The following is a 14,566-nucleotide window of genomic DNA, read 5'->3' as shown; positions in this document are numbered from 1 at the left end:
CATGTTCGCCACTTATGACCTGAAGAACGCCCTGACCCGGGCCGTGGAAATCAGCCTGTTCACCTGGCGCCGCGCCGCCGATGACGACGCCCTGGATGACGACCAGCGCTACGGCTGGTGGGGCGACAGTTTTCCCAGCGTGGCCGACGACCGTATCGGCTCGCGGCTGTGGCTGTTGCGCCGGGTCAAGCTGAGCCGGCAGACCCAGCTCGATGCCGAGTTCTATGCCCGCGAGGCCCTGCAGTGGCTGATCGACGATGGCCACTGCAACGCCGTGGAGATCATGACCGAGCGCCTCGATGCCCAGCGCCTGAACCTGCGCACGGTGCTGATCCTGGCCGACGGCGAGCGCCTGGACATCAACCCCATTCACAGTTGGCAGGTGACCTATGCCGTTTGAAACCCCTTCGCTGCCGGTGCTGATTCAGCGCACCCAAAGCGACCTGGCCAGCGATTCGCTGCGCCAGTCCGATGCCCAAGTGCTGGCCCGCACCCTGAGCGGCGCCGCCTTTGGCCTGTATGGCTACCTGGATTGGATCGCCGAGCAGATCCTTCCGGACAAGGCCGATGAGTCGACCCTGGAGCGCATCGCCGCGCTGCGCCTGAACCAGCCGCGCAAGACCGCCCAGGCGGCCAGTGGCAGCGTCAGTTTCAACGCGGCAGCCGGTGCCGTGCTGGATCTCGGCACCCTGTTGCAAAGCAGCGACGGTCGCAGCTACACAGTGACCGCCGCGCGCACCACCAGCGCAGGCCTCAATAGCACCACGATCCAGGCCGTCGACGGCGGTACCCTGGGCAATGCCGATGCCGGCCTGGAGCTGACCGCGGTGCAGCCGGTGCAGGGCATCAGCAACTCGTTCACCGTCCTGGCCCCGGGCCTGAGCGGTGGCGTGGCCCGGGAAAGCCTCGAATCCCTGCGCTCGCGGGTGATCCGTTCCTATCGGATCATTCCCCATGGCGGCTCGGCGGACGACTACGAAACCTGGGCCATGGAGTGCCCGGGCATCACCCGTGCCTGGTGCCGGCGCAATTACCTGGGGCCGGGCACCGTGGGCTTGTTCGTCATGCGTGACGACGACCTGCAGCCGATTCCCAATGCCGAGCAGCTGGCGCGGGTTCTGGCCTATATCGAGCCCTTGCGCCCGGTAACCGCCGAGGTGCATGTGCTGGCGCCAGTGATACAGCCGGTGATCTACCAGGTGCGCCTGACCCCCGACACCAGTGCGGTGCGGGCCGCGGTCGAGGACCAACTGCGCGACCTGCACAGCCGCGAGGCCGGCCTGGGAGAAACCCTGCTCTTGAGCCACATCCGCGAGGCCATCAGCAGCGCCACCGGTGAACAGGATCACCGCCTGCTGGCGCCGCTGGCCGATGTGCCGGCTAGCAGCAACCAACTGCTGGTATTTGGAGGTTGCCAATGGCTGCAATAAGAAGCGCCGCCCAGTACCAGGGCCAGCTGCGCAGCCTGCTACCCAGCGGCCCGGCCTGGGACCCGGAACGGGTGCCGGAGCTTGAACGGGTGTTGCAGGGCATCTCCCAGGAGCTGGCGCGCATCGACGCCCGGGCCGTGGACCTGCAAAACGAAATGGACCCGGCCAGCGTCAGCGAACTGGTGACGGATTGGGAAAAGGTCATGGACCTGCCCGACCCCTGCCTGGGCCTGACCCCGCTGTTCGAAGACCGGCGCCTGGCCGTGCGCCGTCGTCTGTTGGCGGTGGGCAGCCAGCGCGCCGCCTACTTCGTCGAAATCGCCCGCAGCCAGGGCTATCCCAATGCCAGCGTCACTGAGCTGAGTACCCCGCGCATGGGCCGCTCACGCTTTGGTCACGCGCATTTCGGCACCTGGCGGGCGAACTTCATGTGGACCCTCAATACCGGCGGCCGCCTGCAACTGGGCCGGCGCTTCGGCGCCAGCTATTGGGGCGAACGTTTTGGCATGAACCCGGGCAGCGCCCTGGAGTGCCTTATCCATCGCAGTACACCGGCGCATACACAGGTGTACATCAACTATGACTAGAGAGGACAGGAATACGTGGACTATCCGAAAAGTGTTCCCAGCGTAGGGCTGTTGAACGGAAAGTTTGTCGATGAGAACCCGGTTACGGGCCAAGTGGGTTCACTGATTTCTTCTGATTGGGGGAATGCGGTGACCGACGAATTGCTCAACGTGATTCGTGCGGGAGGGGAAGAGCCGGCCGAGGCCGAGCATGACCAGTTGCTGGCGGCGATCAAGGCGATCGTGCGTGATTCGATTCCACCGGAGAAGATCCGCACCACCCTGGCTGAGTACGGGATCACCGATGCCTATACCAAATCGGTGACCTATACCAAGGCGGAGATCGAGGCGCTGCTGAAGAACATGTCGGCCTTGCCGGTGGGGGCCATGGTGCCGTTTCCCAAGGGCACGGTGCCGGCCGGATTCCTGGAGGTGGATGGCAGTGTGCAGAGCGCTGCGACCTATCCGGATCTGGCGGCTTACCTGGGGACTACGTTCAATACCGGGGGTGAGGGGGCGGGTAACTTCCGCTTGCCTGAGTCGCGGGGTGAATTCCTGCGGGGCTGGGATCATGGACGTGGGGTGGATGTTGGGCGGAATCTGAGTGGTTATCAGCTTGATCAGATGCAAGGCCATGTTCACGAGTATCTGTATAAATCGAACCGGTCGGGCGACTCAGCAATTTTTCCTGAGGGGTACGCTGTATCTGCGGCTGGCTCAGGGGCCAACCTTGCGACGTCGGTGCCTGCTGATGCAGTAAATATAAAGTTCATCGGGAAGCCACTCGTCGATGGTACTAACGGGGCACCGCGTACAGGCTCAGAAACCCGTCCCCGAAATTTGGCTGTCATGTGGTGCATCAAAGCCTGGAGTGCACCAGTCAATCAGGGAAGCATTGATGTGGCTGAACTGGCCTTGGAGGTCCAGAAGCAAAAGCCGATAGCGATTATCGGCGGGCATAGGAACTTGAAGGTTTCGGCTTCGGGCCTGAGTGCGCAAGTGAATGTATCAGCCGATCAGTTGATTGTCGGCACCGGTCAACTGGTGCATTCGCTGAGCGGGATTAACTTTAGCTTTAGTGGCCAGGCAGTGGGGGAAAACGGGATAGACGTGGGCGAAATGGCTCCTTCGACCTGGTACAGCGTTTGGGTGATTTGGGGCGGGAGCGCGCCAGCTGGTTTGTTATCGCTGAATGCAACATCTCCCAAGTTGCCGCCCGGCTATACACATAAAGCACGAGTCAGCTGGATTAAAACAGATGCGACGGCCAACAACTATCCGCTGAACTTTATACAAAGTGGTAAGCGTTGCAGTTACAGAGTAACTCCCGGCAGCAATGTACCAGGCAATATTGTTATATCGGCGGGCGTGCAGGGGCACATCAGCACTCCGATCTATGTCCCGATTCCTGTCGCGCCATTTGTGCCCCCTACAGCCGTCACGATACATATGGCGATGACAGGCACCAACAGCACGCAAATGGTTGCGCCCAATGATAGTTATGGCGGCTACACGAACCTTGCTAATCAACCATTGGTGTTTTATGCATCATCCCAACACCTTGCGCAGTACCAGTTACAGCTGGAAGGTCCGAACATCTATCGTGCCGCCCAGTACGCTGGAGATCGTTTGACGTGTTTGGGATGGGAGGACAGTTTATGAGTTTTGCAGTTCGTAATGATGGACAGGGCTGGCGACCAGTTTCGGGTCCTGAGAATGTAGGTGCTGATGAATGGTATTGCGTCGGTATTCCCCCTGATCCGGTTCCGCTACCTCTCACTGAAGAAGAGCTGGCGGCCAGTGAGCGTTCCTATCGGGACAAAGAACTGGCGAGGGGCGTGTGGTTGCGCGATCGTCACCGTGATCAATTGGAAATCGTAATGATCACAACGCTTTCTGCCGAACAATTCACACAGTTACTGGTGTACATGCAGACTCTACGCGAGTGGCCGCAATCGCCGCACTTCCCCGACTCTCAGTACCGCCCTGTCGCGCCATCCTGGGTTACTGAACAAACTGAATAAACGCCCCGTACCGCCGGGGCGTTTTCTTATCCGACCTTCAAACACTGACCATGCCAATAACCGAAGAACAACTGCTGCAAATCATGCCTAACGCCCGCCGCCAAGCGGGCGTTTTTGTTTCTCCACTCAACACCGCCATGGCCAAGCGGCAGATCGATACGCCGAAGCGCCAGGCGGCCTTTCTGGCTCAGATCGGACACGAATCCGGACAGCTGCAATACGTACGCGAACTGGGCAGTGATCAATACCTGAGCAAGTACGACACGGGCCCTCTCGCCGCGCGCCTGGGCAATACCCCCGAGGCGGATGGCGACGGCCAGCGGTATCGCGGGCGCGGGCTGATCCAGATCACCGGGCGCAGCAATTATCGCCAGTGCAGCCTCGGGCTGTTTGGCGATGAGCGCCTGCTGGAGTTGCCGGAGCTGCTGGAGCAAGCGCAATGGGCCGCCGAGTCGGCGGCCTGGTTCTGGGAGCGCGGTGGGCTCAATGCCCTGGCTGATCGCGATGAGTTCAACAGCATTACCCGGCGGATCAATGGGGGCCTGAATGGCTTGCAGGACCGCCTGCAACTCTGGGCCAGGGCGCGGGCGGTGCTGTGTTCGCCGGTGGTGTGAGGGCTGCCGTCTGAAGGTCCTGCGGACCTTTTCGCAGCCTGCGGCAGCGGCTACAGGTTTTTTTGGCAGGCTGGGTGACTCATTTCCTGCCCGCCTCAGGAGGGCTGATGAATATCCGTGGCTGGCTGGCCATCGCTGTGGCGGCCGGGTTGCTTTATGCACTCGGCTACGTCAGCGGTGCCGGCAGTGAGCGCAGTAACAACCAACGCCTCGATGAGGCTCGTCTCAAACAATCCTTTGAACAAGGCCGGGCCCTGGGCACGGTCAGGGAAAAGGTGGTGGTCGAGTACGTCGACCGTATCGTCAAGGTCTATCAGGCGGGCGCCACCATCACCAAGGAGGTTCCTGTCTATGTTTCGAAAGCGGCTGATAGATCCTGCGTTGTGCCTGCTGGTTTTGTCCGGGTGCACGACGCCGGCGCCGCCAACCTGCCTGTGGCCGGAGGCCCCAGCGTCACTGATGGCGCCGCCTCGGGCCTTGCACTCTCTACCGTCGCCGCCAGCGTCGTCGACAACTACAGCGAATGCCACGCCAATGCCGAGCAATTGAAGGCGTTGCAGCGGTGGGTGCGCGAATCCCAGGCTGTGCTGGGGGGCGCTTCGACAGCCGAGCAACGGCACTGAGAGTAAAGGGACACAACGTTGCCCATAAGTACGGGGTAACAGTCAGGACACCATCAAACGGATGTGCCGATGCTAAAAGAGTGCAGATGCGGTCATTGCAAAAGACTTCTCGCCCGAGTGGGTGAGTTTACCGAGCTCCAGATCAAATGCTCCCGATGCGGGACCTTGAATCATGTGAAGGCTACGAGCCTCGAGCAAACGCCTTTGAGCGATATGAATGCGGATTCTCCGCGCACACTCACTTGACCTAATAAGGTGTAAAAAATGGACGCAGTACCAGTTGGTAACCACTTCGTATCGATTTACCCAATTCCCAGCGGTGTAACTACCATCGTTGACCCGGCCTCTAACACTAACGGAGTTATCATTCGCACGGGTTATATCGCCCCTTCGAATGGAGCTGTTGACGTTTATTGTGGCGTCACCGCACCGAAAATTGTTGGTGATAGAACTGTGCCGATTATCTTCTCTGGTAACGGGAACAGCGCCGCTGGATCGCATTCTGAGGTGGTGTTGCCCTATCCGCTCTTTGTTCCAGCAGGCAAGGGCCTGTGGCTCGGTACTTCAGTGCCTGCAACTACTCCGCGTCCGGCAGGTATTGCCCTGACCTGGGACTTGCTGGCTTGAATCAGGCGTAGCGCTTTGAGCCCTGCCTTTGCCTTCGTGGCAAAGGCTTGGGTTGTAAATTTATTGAGAATTTTGGCAAGAGTTCAGGTTTTGGAAGGTTGTTTAGTCGCCCTACGGCTTGTCACTTGCAAGCCACCTCGCCTGGTGTACGGTAAGCACACGCCAGCCCCATCAGGAGAGGATTGTGAAAGAAATCACCCAGCTTGCCGCTGAACTCGGCAGGCGTTTGCAGGTTCTGAATGCCCACGTCACCACCGCAGAGTCCTGCACCGGGGGAGGCATCGCCGAGGCGATCACGCGGATCCCTGGCAGTTCGGCCTGGTTCGAGGCCGGTTATGTCACCTATTCCAATCGCCAGAAGACCCTGCAATTGAATGTGCCGGCCGATTTGTTCAATTCGGTCGGCGCTGTCAGTCGTGAAGTGGTCGAGGCCATGGTCCGGGGGGCACAGGCCAGGAGTCATGCGCATTTTGCCGTGGCGGTCAGCGGTATCGCCGGGCCGGATGGCGGTTCTGCGCAGAAGCCTGTGGGCACTGTGTGGCTGGCCTGGGGGGCGGGAGAGACGCTGACCACCGAGTGCCGGCACTTTCCGGGGAATCGCGATGAGGTCCGCCGACAAACGGTGAAGGCCGCGCTAGAGGGGTTGCTGCAACATGCTGCGGCAGAAATCGCAAATCAGGGGTAGGCGATCCTCGAGCGCTGTGGAATAATACTGGCTACTTATACAGGTGTTGGCCGTCAGGCCTTATTGATTACGTGAGGACTTTAATGGACGACAACAAGAAGAAAGCCTTGGCTGCGGCCCTGGGTCAGATCGAACGTCAATTCGGCAAGGGTGCCGTAATGCGTATGGGCGATCACGACCGTCAGGCGATCCCGGCCATTTCCACCGGCTCTCTGGGTCTGGACATTGCTCTGGGCATTGGCGGTCTGCCAAAAGGCCGTATCGTTGAAATCTACGGCCCTGAGTCGTCCGGTAAAACTACCCTGACTCTGTCGGTTATTGCCCAGGCGCAGAAAGCCGGTGCCACTTGTGCGTTCGTCGATGCCGAGCACGCACTGGATCCGGAATACGCCGGCAAGCTGGGTGTGAATGTTGACGACCTGCTGGTTTCCCAGCCGGACACCGGCGAACAGGCGCTGGAAATCACCGACATGCTGGTGCGTTCCAACGCGGTTGACGTGATCATCGTCGACTCCGTGGCGGCCCTGGTGCCCAAGGCTGAAATCGAAGGTGAAATGGGCGACATGCACGTGGGCCTGCAAGCCCGCCTGATGTCCCAGGCGCTGCGCAAAATCACCGGTAACATCAAGAACGCCAACTGCCTGGTGATCTTCATCAACCAGATCCGCATGAAGATCGGCGTGATGTTCGGTAGCCCGGAAACCACCACCGGTGGTAACGCGCTGAAATTCTACGCTTCGGTCCGTCTGGACATCCGCCGTACCGGCGCGGTGAAGGAAGGCGACGAAGTGGTGGGCAGCGAAACCCGGGTCAAGATCGTAAAGAACAAGGTGGCTCCGCCATTCCGTCAGGCCGAGTTCCAGATTCTTTACGGCAAGGGCATCTACCTCAACGGCGAGATCATCGATCTGGGCGTGCTGCATGGCTTCCTGGAGAAATCCGGTGCCTGGTACAGCTACCAGGGCAACAAGATCGGTCAGGGCAAGGCCAACTCGGCCAAGTTCCTGCAGGACAACCCGGAAATCGGCAACGCACTGGAGAAGCAGATCCGTGAAAAACTGCTGACTGCATCGCCAGACGTCAAAGCCAACCCGGTCAAAGAGACCGAAGACGATATGGCCGACGCTGATATCTGATTGATCCAATGACCGCCGTACTCGATACCCTCGTCGCGGTGCGGCGAACCGCAATGGACCTGCTCGCAAGACGCGAGCACGGTCGTGTCGAGCTGACGCGTAAACTGCGTCAGCGCGGCGCCCCTCCTGAAATGATCGAAGCAGCCCTTGACCGTTTGACGGAAGAGGGCCTGCTGTCCGAATCCCGTTATCTCGAAAGCTTCGTTTCCTACCGTGCCCGATCCGGTTACGGGCCCATGCGTATTCGTGAGGAACTGGGCCAGCGCGGCTTGCAGCGCAGCGATATTGATCTTGCGCTGCGCGAGTGCGGCATCGATTGGCAGGAGCAATTGCGTGACGTCTGGCAGCGCAAGTTTGCTGGGCGGTTTCCTGTAGATGCTCGAGAGCGTGCCAAGCAAGGGCGTTTCCTGAGTTATCGCGGGTATTCCATGGACATGATCAGCCGCTTGTTGAGTGGCCGAGGCATGGACGACTGAAGCCGTACCCGCTGCATAACGCAGCGGGCTAGGGCTGGGGTCAGTTGGCTTTGCTGGTTTCTCGTGCCCGTTGCGTTGTTTGGGGCTGAGGCCTGGCCCAGTTTTCCGGCAGGTTGATGAAGTCGATCAGCTCGCGCAGGCGACCGTTGTCGCGAGCATTGAAGGCGAATGACAGCCGCGCCAGATGGCTGAACTGCACTTCGTCGTGTTCCTCCCCGCTGTAGGCATGCTGTTGAAACTGACCACTCAGGCACAGGTCGGCGAATGCTGTCTGCATCTGCTCCAGCGCCTGCTCATTGAGGTTGTAGTTCATGCGGATGACGAACTGCTGCTTGAGCCAGCGGCTGGAGTGGAAGTTGGCATAGAACTGCTGGATTTCCTGCACCGCTTCTTCAGTGCTGTGCACCAGGCGCACCAGCTTCATGTCACTGGGCAGAATGTAGCGATTGGCTTCCAGTTGGTTGTGGATGAAGTCCAGGGCGCCTTGCCAGAACTGTCCACCCGGCATGTCCAGCAGTACCACGGGTACCAGCGGGCTTTTGCCGGTCTGAATTAGGGTCAGTACTTCCAGGGCTTCATCAAGGGTGCCAAAGCCGCCTGGGCAAAGCACCAGTGCGTCGGCCTCCTTGACGAAGAACAGCTTGCGGGTGAAGAAAAAGTGGAACGACAGCAGGTTCTCCGTACCGCCAACGGTGGGGTTGGCATGCTGCTCGAAAGGCAGGGTGATGTTGAACCCCAAGCTGTGCTCCAGGCCTGCACCATCGTGGGCGGCGGCCATGATGCCCCCGCCGGCCCCGGTAATGACCATCAGATCCGAGCGGGCCAGGGCCGCGCCCAGCTCCTGGGCCATGGCGTATAGCGGGTGTTCACTGGGGGTGCGTGCCGAGCCGAAGACCGTCACTTTGCGTCGGCCCTTGAACTGTTCCAGGACGCGGAAGGCGTGCTCCAGTTCGCGCAGGGCCTGCAGGGTTATCTTGGCATTCCAGCGATTGAGGTCATCCTCGGCCATACGCAGGACGGTGAGCACCATGTCGCGGTAAAGAGGAAGATTCGGGCTGTTGGGGGCTATCTGGTTGAGTTGCGCTTCGACCTGGTTCGTCAGGTCGACACCGTTGCTCTGAAAATGACGACTTAACAGGTCATTCGATTGGTAAGGCATTCAGCTTCTCCTTCTGCACAGAACCTTGCGCACGATCGAGATATTCGAATGTGCCACGACACTGCCTGTGTCGCTGCCTGCTCAGCCCAGCGAATGAGCGAATTTCCGGACCCGATCACAGCTGACAATCGCTGGGCAGTGTTGGGGTCATCCACAGAGGTCCTGCTTTCCTTTATTTGAGAACATTTGCACAGCAAGACGCACAAGGACGGCCTCTTCAACCGTCCGCAAGCCGTTTCGGACATGGCTTGATCATGTGCCCATAAAGTCTTGGCTGGCAACCGCTTGTTCGCGGTTTTCCCCAGGCTGGCACCGCTGGTCAGGAGGGGCGGCAAGGGATGACGGCTCTGATTTACTAAGGTGCAGCGTCTGGCGCAGGAGCAGGGGCCGGAGAGAGGCAAGCGGGTTCTGGGCCATGCAGGACCAGAGCAGGGAGGCAGGGGATGACCATTGTCACGCTGGAGATTGATCCGCAGTTGTATCAGCTGCTGCAAGCCGCTGCCGCTGACCATCAAATAAGCCTGGAGGAAGAGTGCCGGCGCCGATTGGCAGCACAGGAGCGGCCATCGCGATACCTACAGGCCCTGGTCGCCGAACTGCGCGCCGATGATCAGCAGCGGCGCGCCGCTCGTTCGTGATTACTTTTTCTTGGGCGTGCTTTGCGCCGGGCAATCCGACTCCTGAAAGCGCGCCGAGGCCACCGGGCGATTGGTGCGGTTTTCAGTGAACTCGTAACGCATGATGGCGCCTTTGGCCATCAGCTTGCGGTAGTTGGGATTGCGGCAGACGCTTGCCCCAAGCTGCAGGTAGACCGCCTTGGGATTGGCGCGCATCTGCTCGGCATGGCCAGACTGGACGCTGAGGTGGTTGATCAGTTCCTTGCCTTCAACGGTATAGCCCTGGTCGAGAATGTTCTCGTTGATTTCCCGAGGAGTGCCGACGTTGCTTTCCGCAGCGACCTTCTCCAGCATTTTGCCCAGTTCGAATTCTTGCAGGGACGCAGCTTGGGCACCCAGGGGCAGGGCCAGCAGAAGGGCGACGGTAGGAATGGTAAAGCGCAACATGAAACTCTCCTGGTGCAGTGACTGATGCTTCGACCAGCCACTCGACTGTGCGTTCAGTGGCGACGAATTATAGGGGGAGAGGCCGCAGGGCGGTACAGGTTTGAACAGATAGCTCTGATAAACTTGTCCGACTTTTTACCCTCTTGAGTGTTTGTCGTGTTGATTTCTGTTTCTTGCTGGCATGTCCTGCGATGAGTCATGCGGTTTCCCGTTTACGTGATCTGCGGATGGCGCGCGTGGCCAAGCCCTTTTTCGCACGCGGCTCACGGGCTGAACGCTGCCCCCGCTGCCGAGTGATTCCCAGCCATTGCCTGTGTGCCTGGCGACCGAAAGTCGTTGCCCGGTCAGCCATGTGCCTGGTGATGCACGACGTCGAACCGCTCAAGCCGAGCAATACCGGTTGGCTGATTGCCGATGTGATCGGCGACACGACGGCGTTCAGCTGGTCGCGTACTGAGGTCGATCCGCAACTGCTGGCGTTGCTGGCCGACCCGCAGTGGCAGCCTTATATCGTGTTTCCGGGCGAGTTCGTCGCGCCCGAACGGGTGGTCAGCGAAGTCAGGCAGGAGGAGGGCAAGCGGCCGCTGTTCATTCTGCTGGACGCTACCTGGAGCGAGGCGCGCAAGATGTTCCGCAAGAGCCCTTACCTGGAGCACTTGCCGGTTCTCAGCCTGTCCCCGGAGAAGCTCTCGCGCTACAAGCTGCGTCGCTCCAAGCGTGATGATCACTTCTGTACCGCTGAAGTAGCGGCGTTATGCCTGGAACTGGCCGGCGATGAGCAGGTCAGCCAGGTACTGGATGCCTACCTAGATGTGTTCAGCACCCATTACCTGTCAGCGAAGTTCCAGAAGGCCATCGATCCGGATGACGATGTGCATGCCCGGCTCAAGCCCTTTGTGTAGTCGTGCTGGAATGAGGCTTTTGTGGCCATAGCTGGGCTACCAGCATGCCGCTGAGCATCAGCGCGCAGCCGAAGTAGCCGCGGGCCTGCAGCGACTCATCCAGCAACCAGGCCCCGGCAATGGCGGCAAATACCGCTTCCAGGGACAGAATGATTGCCGCGTGAGAGGCGATTGCGTCCTTTTGGGCAATCACCTGCAAGGTGTAGCCGATACCGACGGCCACCACCCCGCCATAGAGAATGGCCGGCCCGGCGCCGACAATCGCTTCCCAGCGAAGCGGTTCCAGGCACAACGCCAGGATCAGGCTGACCACCGCGCAGGTGGCAAATTGCAGGAACGCCAGGCGAATCGGGTCATGACGGCCGGCGAAAACCCCCACCAGAATCACGTGCCCACCCCAGACGAAGGCGCCAATCAACTGCAGCCAGTCTCCCGAGGCAACGTGGAAGCTGTCGCTGACGCTCAGCAGGAACATGCCCACCACCGCCAGCACGGCGCCGAGCCAGGTACCCAGGCCAGTCTTGTGGCCAATCAGCAGCCCCAGAAGCGGCACTACAATGACATAGAGCCCGGTGATGAAACCTGCATTGGTGACGGTGGTGAACATCAGCCCCACCTGTTGCAGATTGATGCCCAGGGCCAGGGCCAGCCCCATGAGTACGCCGCCCAGTAGCAGCCCACGATTGAGCAAGGGTTCGGGCTGACGATCCGTGAGTGTTTTACGCAGCACCAGCGGCAAGAGGCAGAGTGAGCCCAGGGCGAAGCGCAGGCCGGAATAAAGGAAGGGGCCGATATGATTCATACCGGAAGTTTGTGCGACAAACGCCGAGCCCCAGATCACCGCGGTAATCAGCATCAGGACATCGGCACGCAAGGCTTGGCTGCGCATGATGGCTCTCTTATTAGTTAGCCAGCTAAGATGCCGCAAAGCTTCACGCTTGACCACCCTGGCTTGGCTGGGCATGCTTGGCGCCGATTAGGGCGCCGGCGCTGTTTGAACCACTGTTTTGCTCAGGCTTTTCGCGGCGTTCGTGCTCTTTGGGTGCGGTATTCTGGCGTGCCTCCGTGTTGCTTTGGTGAGGGCTGAATGCATCAGTCCTGCCATGAAAAACAGGATCATTTGAAAAATGGCCACATACGAAATCCTGATTGCCGATGATCACCCGCTTTTTCGCAGTGCACTGCATCAAGCTGTCACCTTGGGCCTGGGCCCCGATGTGCGTCTGGTGGAAGTGGCAAGCATTGCCGAACTGGAAGTGCGACTCACCGAAAAATCCGACTGGGATCTGGTCCTGCTGGACCTGAACATGCCCGGTGCCTACGGTTTTTCCGGTCTGGTGCTGTTGCGCGGGCAGTACCCGCAAATTCCGGTGGTGATGGTTTCGGCGCAGGAAGAAGCCTCCGTCATGGTGCGCTCCCGAGAGTTCGGCGCCAGCGGTTTCATTCCCAAGTCCAGTTCCCTGGAAGTCATCCAGCAGGCCGTGCGCAGTGTGCTCGACGGTGATGTCTGGTGGCCGCCCCAGGCGTTTGAAGAGGTCAGTGTCTCAGCCGAAGCCAAGGCCGCCAGCGAAGGCCTGGCTAGCCTGACGCCCCAGCAGTTCCGGGTTCTGACCATGGTTTGCGAAGGGTTGCTGAACAAGCAGATTGCCTACGAACTGAGCGTGTCGGAAGCCACGATCAAGGCCCACGTGACGGCGATCTTCCGCAAGCTCGGGGTGCGTACCCGGACCCAGGCAGCGCTGCTCTTGCAACAACTTGAGTCAATTTCCAGCCATTAACCGGCTGTTTGTTCACGCTTTTTTGACTTTGGTTGAACTAGCTTCCCCACTTCTTTTTCTTCAGTTGCCCAGCTTATGTCGCCTTTCAAAGGTCAAACCGGTCTCAAACGTATCCTTAACGCCTCCGGCTATTCGTTCGATGGCTTGCGCGCGGCGTTCACTGGCGAGGCGGCATTCCGTCAGTTGGTGCTGCTCAATGTGATCCTGATTCCCCTGAGCTTCCTGCTCAATGTCAGCCGGGTCGAGCGTGCGCTGTTGATCGCCGTGTGCCTGCTGGCGCTGATCGTCGAGCTGCTCAATTCGGCGGTGGAGGCGGCCATCGACCGCATCTCCCTGGATCGTCATCCCTTGTCGAAAAACGCCAAGGACATGGGCAGCGCGGCGCAGTTTGTCGCTCTGAGCATGATCACCATCGTCTGGGCAGTGATCCTGATCTGAATCAGGGAATGCTCGGCAGGACGATCTCGTCGCTGCGTTGCACCCCGGCGGTAAAGGCGCGACACAGTTCCAGGAATTCGCGCATGGCCGAGGTCTGGTACTTCTGCTTGTGCCAGATGAAGTAGAACTGCCGGGCCAGGTCCAGGCCCGGGGTTTCCACTGGCACCAGGCTGCCGCGGCGAAACGCATCGCGCAGGGCCAGCCGGGAAATGCAGCCAATCCCCAAACCCGACTCCACCGCACGCTTGATGGCTTCGGTGTGCTCCAGCTCCAGGCGGATGTTCAGTGCACTTCGGTGGTGACGCATGGCCTGGTCAAAGGTCAGGCGCGTCCCGGAACCCTGTTCGCGAAGGATCCAGGCTTCATGGGTCAGTTCTTCCATGGTGGCGTGGCCGCGCTTGGCCAGTGGATGCTGGGGCGCGCAGAACACCACCAGTTCATCTTCGACCCAGGTCTGGACTTCGATATCCGGATGGCTGCAGTCGCCCTCGATTAGACCCAGATCAATTTCGTAGTGGGCCACCTGTTGCACGATATGCGCAGTGTTCTGCACATGGAGCTTCACCTGGCTCTCCGGGTGCACCTGCATGAAACTGCCGATCAGCAGGGTGGCCAGGTAGTTGCCGATGGTCAAGGTCGCACCTACCGAAAGCGAGCCGAACCCGGACTTGCCGTTGAGCAGGTCTTCGATCTCCTTGGCCTGGTCCAGCAGGGCCACTGCCTGTGGCAGCAGCTGTTTGCCCAGGGCATTGAGGCTCAGGCGCTTGCCCGCGCGATCGAACAGCTGGCAACTGGATTGGCGCTCGAGTTCGGTGATCGAGGTACTGGCGGCCGATTGCGAGAGGGACAGCAGCCCCGCAGCACGAGAAACGCTCTCTTGCTGGGCGACGGCGACGAAGACTTGCAGTTGACGGAGAGTAAATCGCATATCGATATAACCGATAACCCTTATCTTAATAATCCAGTTAACAGATATTGTCGCCGCCATTAGAATGCTGTGCAATTGCGCTCATGGTCAGCGCAGGCAATTTCTAGGAGCCCCCG

Annotated in this window: 20 protein-coding genes; 16 read left to right on the top strand and 4 right to left on the bottom strand. The window is 59.8% G+C overall.

Going from position 1 to position 14,566, the window contains the following annotated elements; genetic code table 11:
* Nucleotide 1 precedes the first annotated feature (1 nt).
* The 12 genes from ACUXVH_RS06900 (at nucleotide 2) to recX (ending at nucleotide 8,181) form a co-directional block, all read left to right on the top strand.
* Nucleotides 2–400: a phage GP46 family protein gene (locus ACUXVH_RS06900; RefSeq protein WP_011059570.1), complete on the top strand. Its 399-nt coding sequence runs from the start codon at nucleotides 2–4 to the stop codon at nucleotides 398–400.
* Nucleotides 390–1,430, top strand: a complete 1,041-nt coding sequence (locus ACUXVH_RS06895; protein ID WP_019093485.1) for a baseplate J/gp47 family protein — start codon at nucleotides 390–392, stop codon at nucleotides 1,428–1,430. Before ACUXVH_RS06900 ends, ACUXVH_RS06895 begins: the two co-directional genes overlap by 11 nt.
* Entirely contained in the window at nucleotides 1,418–2,017 is a 600-nt protein-coding gene (locus ACUXVH_RS06890; RefSeq protein WP_011059572.1) for a YmfQ family protein, read from the top strand. Before ACUXVH_RS06895 ends, ACUXVH_RS06890 begins: the two co-directional genes overlap by 13 nt.
* A 15-nt stretch (nucleotides 2,018–2,032) precedes the next feature.
* Complete coding sequence (locus ACUXVH_RS06885) at nucleotides 2,033–3,658, top strand: phage tail protein (protein WP_065364482.1); 1,626 nt, start codon at nucleotides 2,033–2,035, stop codon at nucleotides 3,656–3,658.
* Entirely contained in the window at nucleotides 3,655–4,020 is a 366-nt protein-coding gene (locus ACUXVH_RS06880) for a phage tail assembly chaperone (RefSeq protein ID WP_255313393.1), read from the top strand. Before ACUXVH_RS06885 ends, ACUXVH_RS06880 begins: the two co-directional genes overlap by 4 nt.
* Before the next feature lie 50 nt (nucleotides 4,021–4,070).
* Complete coding sequence (locus ACUXVH_RS06875; RefSeq protein WP_065364481.1) at nucleotides 4,071–4,634, top strand: glycoside hydrolase family 19 protein; 564 nt, start codon at nucleotides 4,071–4,073, stop codon at nucleotides 4,632–4,634.
* A gap of 107 nt (nucleotides 4,635–4,741) precedes the next feature.
* The gene (locus tag ACUXVH_RS06870) at nucleotides 4,742–5,257 is read left to right on the top strand and encodes a hypothetical protein (protein WP_065364480.1); all 516 of its coding nucleotides are present in this window, start codon (nucleotides 4,742–4,744) and stop codon (nucleotides 5,255–5,257) included.
* A 69-nt stretch (nucleotides 5,258–5,326) separates the two neighbouring features.
* Nucleotides 5,327–5,503, top strand: coding sequence for a Com family DNA-binding transcriptional regulator (locus ACUXVH_RS06865; protein WP_073698946.1), 177 nt, complete (start codon nucleotides 5,327–5,329; stop codon nucleotides 5,501–5,503).
* 18 nt (nucleotides 5,504–5,521) lie between these two features.
* Nucleotides 5,522–5,884 carry a hypothetical protein gene (locus ACUXVH_RS06860; RefSeq protein WP_141679908.1) on the top strand — a complete coding sequence of 121 codons (363 nt, stop codon included), beginning with the start codon at nucleotides 5,522–5,524 and terminating at the stop codon, nucleotides 5,882–5,884.
* Between the two features lie 184 nt (nucleotides 5,885–6,068).
* A complete protein-coding gene (locus tag ACUXVH_RS06855) occupies nucleotides 6,069–6,569 on the top strand; it encodes a CinA family protein (protein WP_011059578.1) in 501 nt (166 codons plus the stop codon).
* An 83-nt stretch (nucleotides 6,570–6,652) separates the two neighbouring features.
* Nucleotides 6,653–7,705, top strand: a complete 1,053-nt coding sequence (gene recA, locus ACUXVH_RS06850; protein ID WP_011059579.1) for a recombinase RecA — start codon at nucleotides 6,653–6,655, stop codon at nucleotides 7,703–7,705.
* 8 nt (nucleotides 7,706–7,713) lie between these two features.
* On the top strand, nucleotides 7,714–8,181 hold the full coding sequence (recX, locus tag ACUXVH_RS06845; protein ID WP_019093478.1) for a recombination regulator RecX: 468 nt from the start codon (nucleotides 7,714–7,716) through the stop codon (nucleotides 8,179–8,181).
* A gap of 40 nt (nucleotides 8,182–8,221) precedes the next feature.
* Here the strand turns inward: recX and ACUXVH_RS06840 are convergent, their stop codons facing one another.
* Nucleotides 8,222–9,340 (bottom strand): LOG family protein, encoded by a 1,119-nt coding sequence (locus tag ACUXVH_RS06840; protein WP_015634374.1) that lies wholly within the window; start codon nucleotides 9,338–9,340, stop codon nucleotides 8,222–8,224.
* A 443-nt stretch (nucleotides 9,341–9,783) separates the two neighbouring features.
* Between ACUXVH_RS06840 and ACUXVH_RS06835 the strand changes: the two genes are divergently transcribed.
* Complete coding sequence (locus tag ACUXVH_RS06835; protein ID WP_041116270.1) at nucleotides 9,784–9,978, top strand: hypothetical protein; 195 nt, start codon at nucleotides 9,784–9,786, stop codon at nucleotides 9,976–9,978.
* Here the strand turns inward: ACUXVH_RS06835 and ACUXVH_RS06830 are convergent, their stop codons facing one another.
* On the bottom strand, nucleotides 9,979–10,404 hold the full coding sequence (locus tag ACUXVH_RS06830) for a quorum-sensing-regulated virulence factor family protein (RefSeq protein ID WP_011059583.1): 426 nt from the start codon (nucleotides 10,402–10,404) through the stop codon (nucleotides 9,979–9,981).
* Between the two features lie 191 nt (nucleotides 10,405–10,595).
* Between ACUXVH_RS06830 and ACUXVH_RS06825 the strand changes: the two genes are divergently transcribed.
* The gene (locus ACUXVH_RS06825) at nucleotides 10,596–11,306 is read left to right on the top strand and encodes a tRNA-uridine aminocarboxypropyltransferase (protein ID WP_011059584.1); all 711 of its coding nucleotides are present in this window, start codon (nucleotides 10,596–10,598) and stop codon (nucleotides 11,304–11,306) included.
* On the opposite strand, the gene ACUXVH_RS06820 is transcribed toward ACUXVH_RS06825, so the two are convergent.
* Nucleotides 11,290–12,195 carry a DMT family transporter gene (locus ACUXVH_RS06820; protein WP_065364478.1) on the bottom strand — a complete coding sequence of 302 codons (906 nt, stop codon included), beginning with the start codon at nucleotides 12,193–12,195 and terminating at the stop codon, nucleotides 11,290–11,292. The two genes, ACUXVH_RS06825 and ACUXVH_RS06820, sit on opposite strands and share 17 nt — an antisense overlap.
* 238 nt (nucleotides 12,196–12,433) lie before the next feature.
* Here ACUXVH_RS06820 and erdR point away from each other — a divergent pair, with 238 nt between their 5' ends.
* Both erdR and ACUXVH_RS06810 read left to right on the top strand, forming a co-directional pair.
* A complete protein-coding gene (gene erdR, locus ACUXVH_RS06815; protein ID WP_011059586.1) occupies nucleotides 12,434–13,084 on the top strand; it encodes a response regulator transcription factor ErdR in 651 nt (216 codons plus the stop codon).
* Between the two features lie 75 nt (nucleotides 13,085–13,159).
* Nucleotides 13,160–13,522: a diacylglycerol kinase gene (locus ACUXVH_RS06810; RefSeq protein WP_065364477.1), complete on the top strand. Its 363-nt coding sequence runs from the start codon at nucleotides 13,160–13,162 to the stop codon at nucleotides 13,520–13,522.
* A 1-nt stretch (nucleotide 13,523) separates the two neighbouring features.
* On the opposite strand, the gene ACUXVH_RS06805 is transcribed toward ACUXVH_RS06810, so the two are convergent.
* Entirely contained in the window at nucleotides 13,524–14,450 is a 927-nt protein-coding gene (locus tag ACUXVH_RS06805) for a LysR family transcriptional regulator (RefSeq protein WP_011059588.1), read from the bottom strand.
* Between the last annotated feature and the right edge of the window lie 116 nt (nucleotides 14,451–14,566).

The organism is Pseudomonas sp. 8(2025) (assembly GCF_052665325.1).
The sequence above is the reverse complement of the archived record's forward strand: the minus strand, read 5'-3'. Positions and strand labels throughout refer to the sequence as shown.

Bases quoted from the DNA above. Each gene is read 5' to 3' on its own strand.
- erdR (WP_011059586.1), top strand. From the start codon at position 12,434: ATGGCCACATACGAAATCCTGATTGCCGATGATCACCCGCTTTTTCGC.
- ACUXVH_RS06875 (WP_065364481.1), top strand. From the start codon at position 4,071: ATGCCAATAACCGAAGAACAACTGCTGCAAATCATGCCTAACGCCCGC.
- ACUXVH_RS06805 (WP_011059588.1), bottom strand. From the start codon at position 14,450: ATGCGATTTACTCTCCGTCAACTGCAAGTCTTCGTCGCCGTCGCCCAG.
- ACUXVH_RS06895 (WP_019093485.1), top strand. From the start codon at position 390: ATGCCGTTTGAAACCCCTTCGCTGCCGGTGCTGATTCAGCGCACCCAA.
- ACUXVH_RS06860 (WP_141679908.1), top strand. From the start codon at position 5,522: ATGGACGCAGTACCAGTTGGTAACCACTTCGTATCGATTTACCCAATT.
- ACUXVH_RS06835 (WP_041116270.1), top strand. From the start codon at position 9,784: ATGACCATTGTCACGCTGGAGATTGATCCGCAGTTGTATCAGCTGCTG.
- ACUXVH_RS06810 (WP_065364477.1), top strand. From the start codon at position 13,160: ATGTCGCCTTTCAAAGGTCAAACCGGTCTCAAACGTATCCTTAACGCC.
- ACUXVH_RS06890 (WP_011059572.1), top strand. From the start codon at position 1,418: ATGGCTGCAATAAGAAGCGCCGCCCAGTACCAGGGCCAGCTGCGCAGC.
- ACUXVH_RS06900 (WP_011059570.1), top strand. From the start codon at position 2: ATGTTCGCCACTTATGACCTGAAGAACGCCCTGACCCGGGCCGTGGAA.
- recX (WP_019093478.1), top strand. From the start codon at position 7,714: ATGACCGCCGTACTCGATACCCTCGTCGCGGTGCGGCGAACCGCAATG.
- ACUXVH_RS06870 (WP_065364480.1), top strand. From the start codon at position 4,742: ATGAATATCCGTGGCTGGCTGGCCATCGCTGTGGCGGCCGGGTTGCTT.
- ACUXVH_RS06825 (WP_011059584.1), top strand. From the start codon at position 10,596: ATGAGTCATGCGGTTTCCCGTTTACGTGATCTGCGGATGGCGCGCGTG.
- ACUXVH_RS06880 (WP_255313393.1), top strand. From the start codon at position 3,655: ATGAGTTTTGCAGTTCGTAATGATGGACAGGGCTGGCGACCAGTTTCG.
- ACUXVH_RS06820 (WP_065364478.1), bottom strand. From the start codon at position 12,195: ATGCGCAGCCAAGCCTTGCGTGCCGATGTCCTGATGCTGATTACCGCG.
- ACUXVH_RS06830 (WP_011059583.1), bottom strand. From the start codon at position 10,404: ATGTTGCGCTTTACCATTCCTACCGTCGCCCTTCTGCTGGCCCTGCCC.
- ACUXVH_RS06840 (WP_015634374.1), bottom strand. From the start codon at position 9,340: ATGCCTTACCAATCGAATGACCTGTTAAGTCGTCATTTTCAGAGCAAC.
- ACUXVH_RS06865 (WP_073698946.1), top strand. From the start codon at position 5,327: ATGCTAAAAGAGTGCAGATGCGGTCATTGCAAAAGACTTCTCGCCCGA.
- recA (WP_011059579.1), top strand. From the start codon at position 6,653: ATGGACGACAACAAGAAGAAAGCCTTGGCTGCGGCCCTGGGTCAGATC.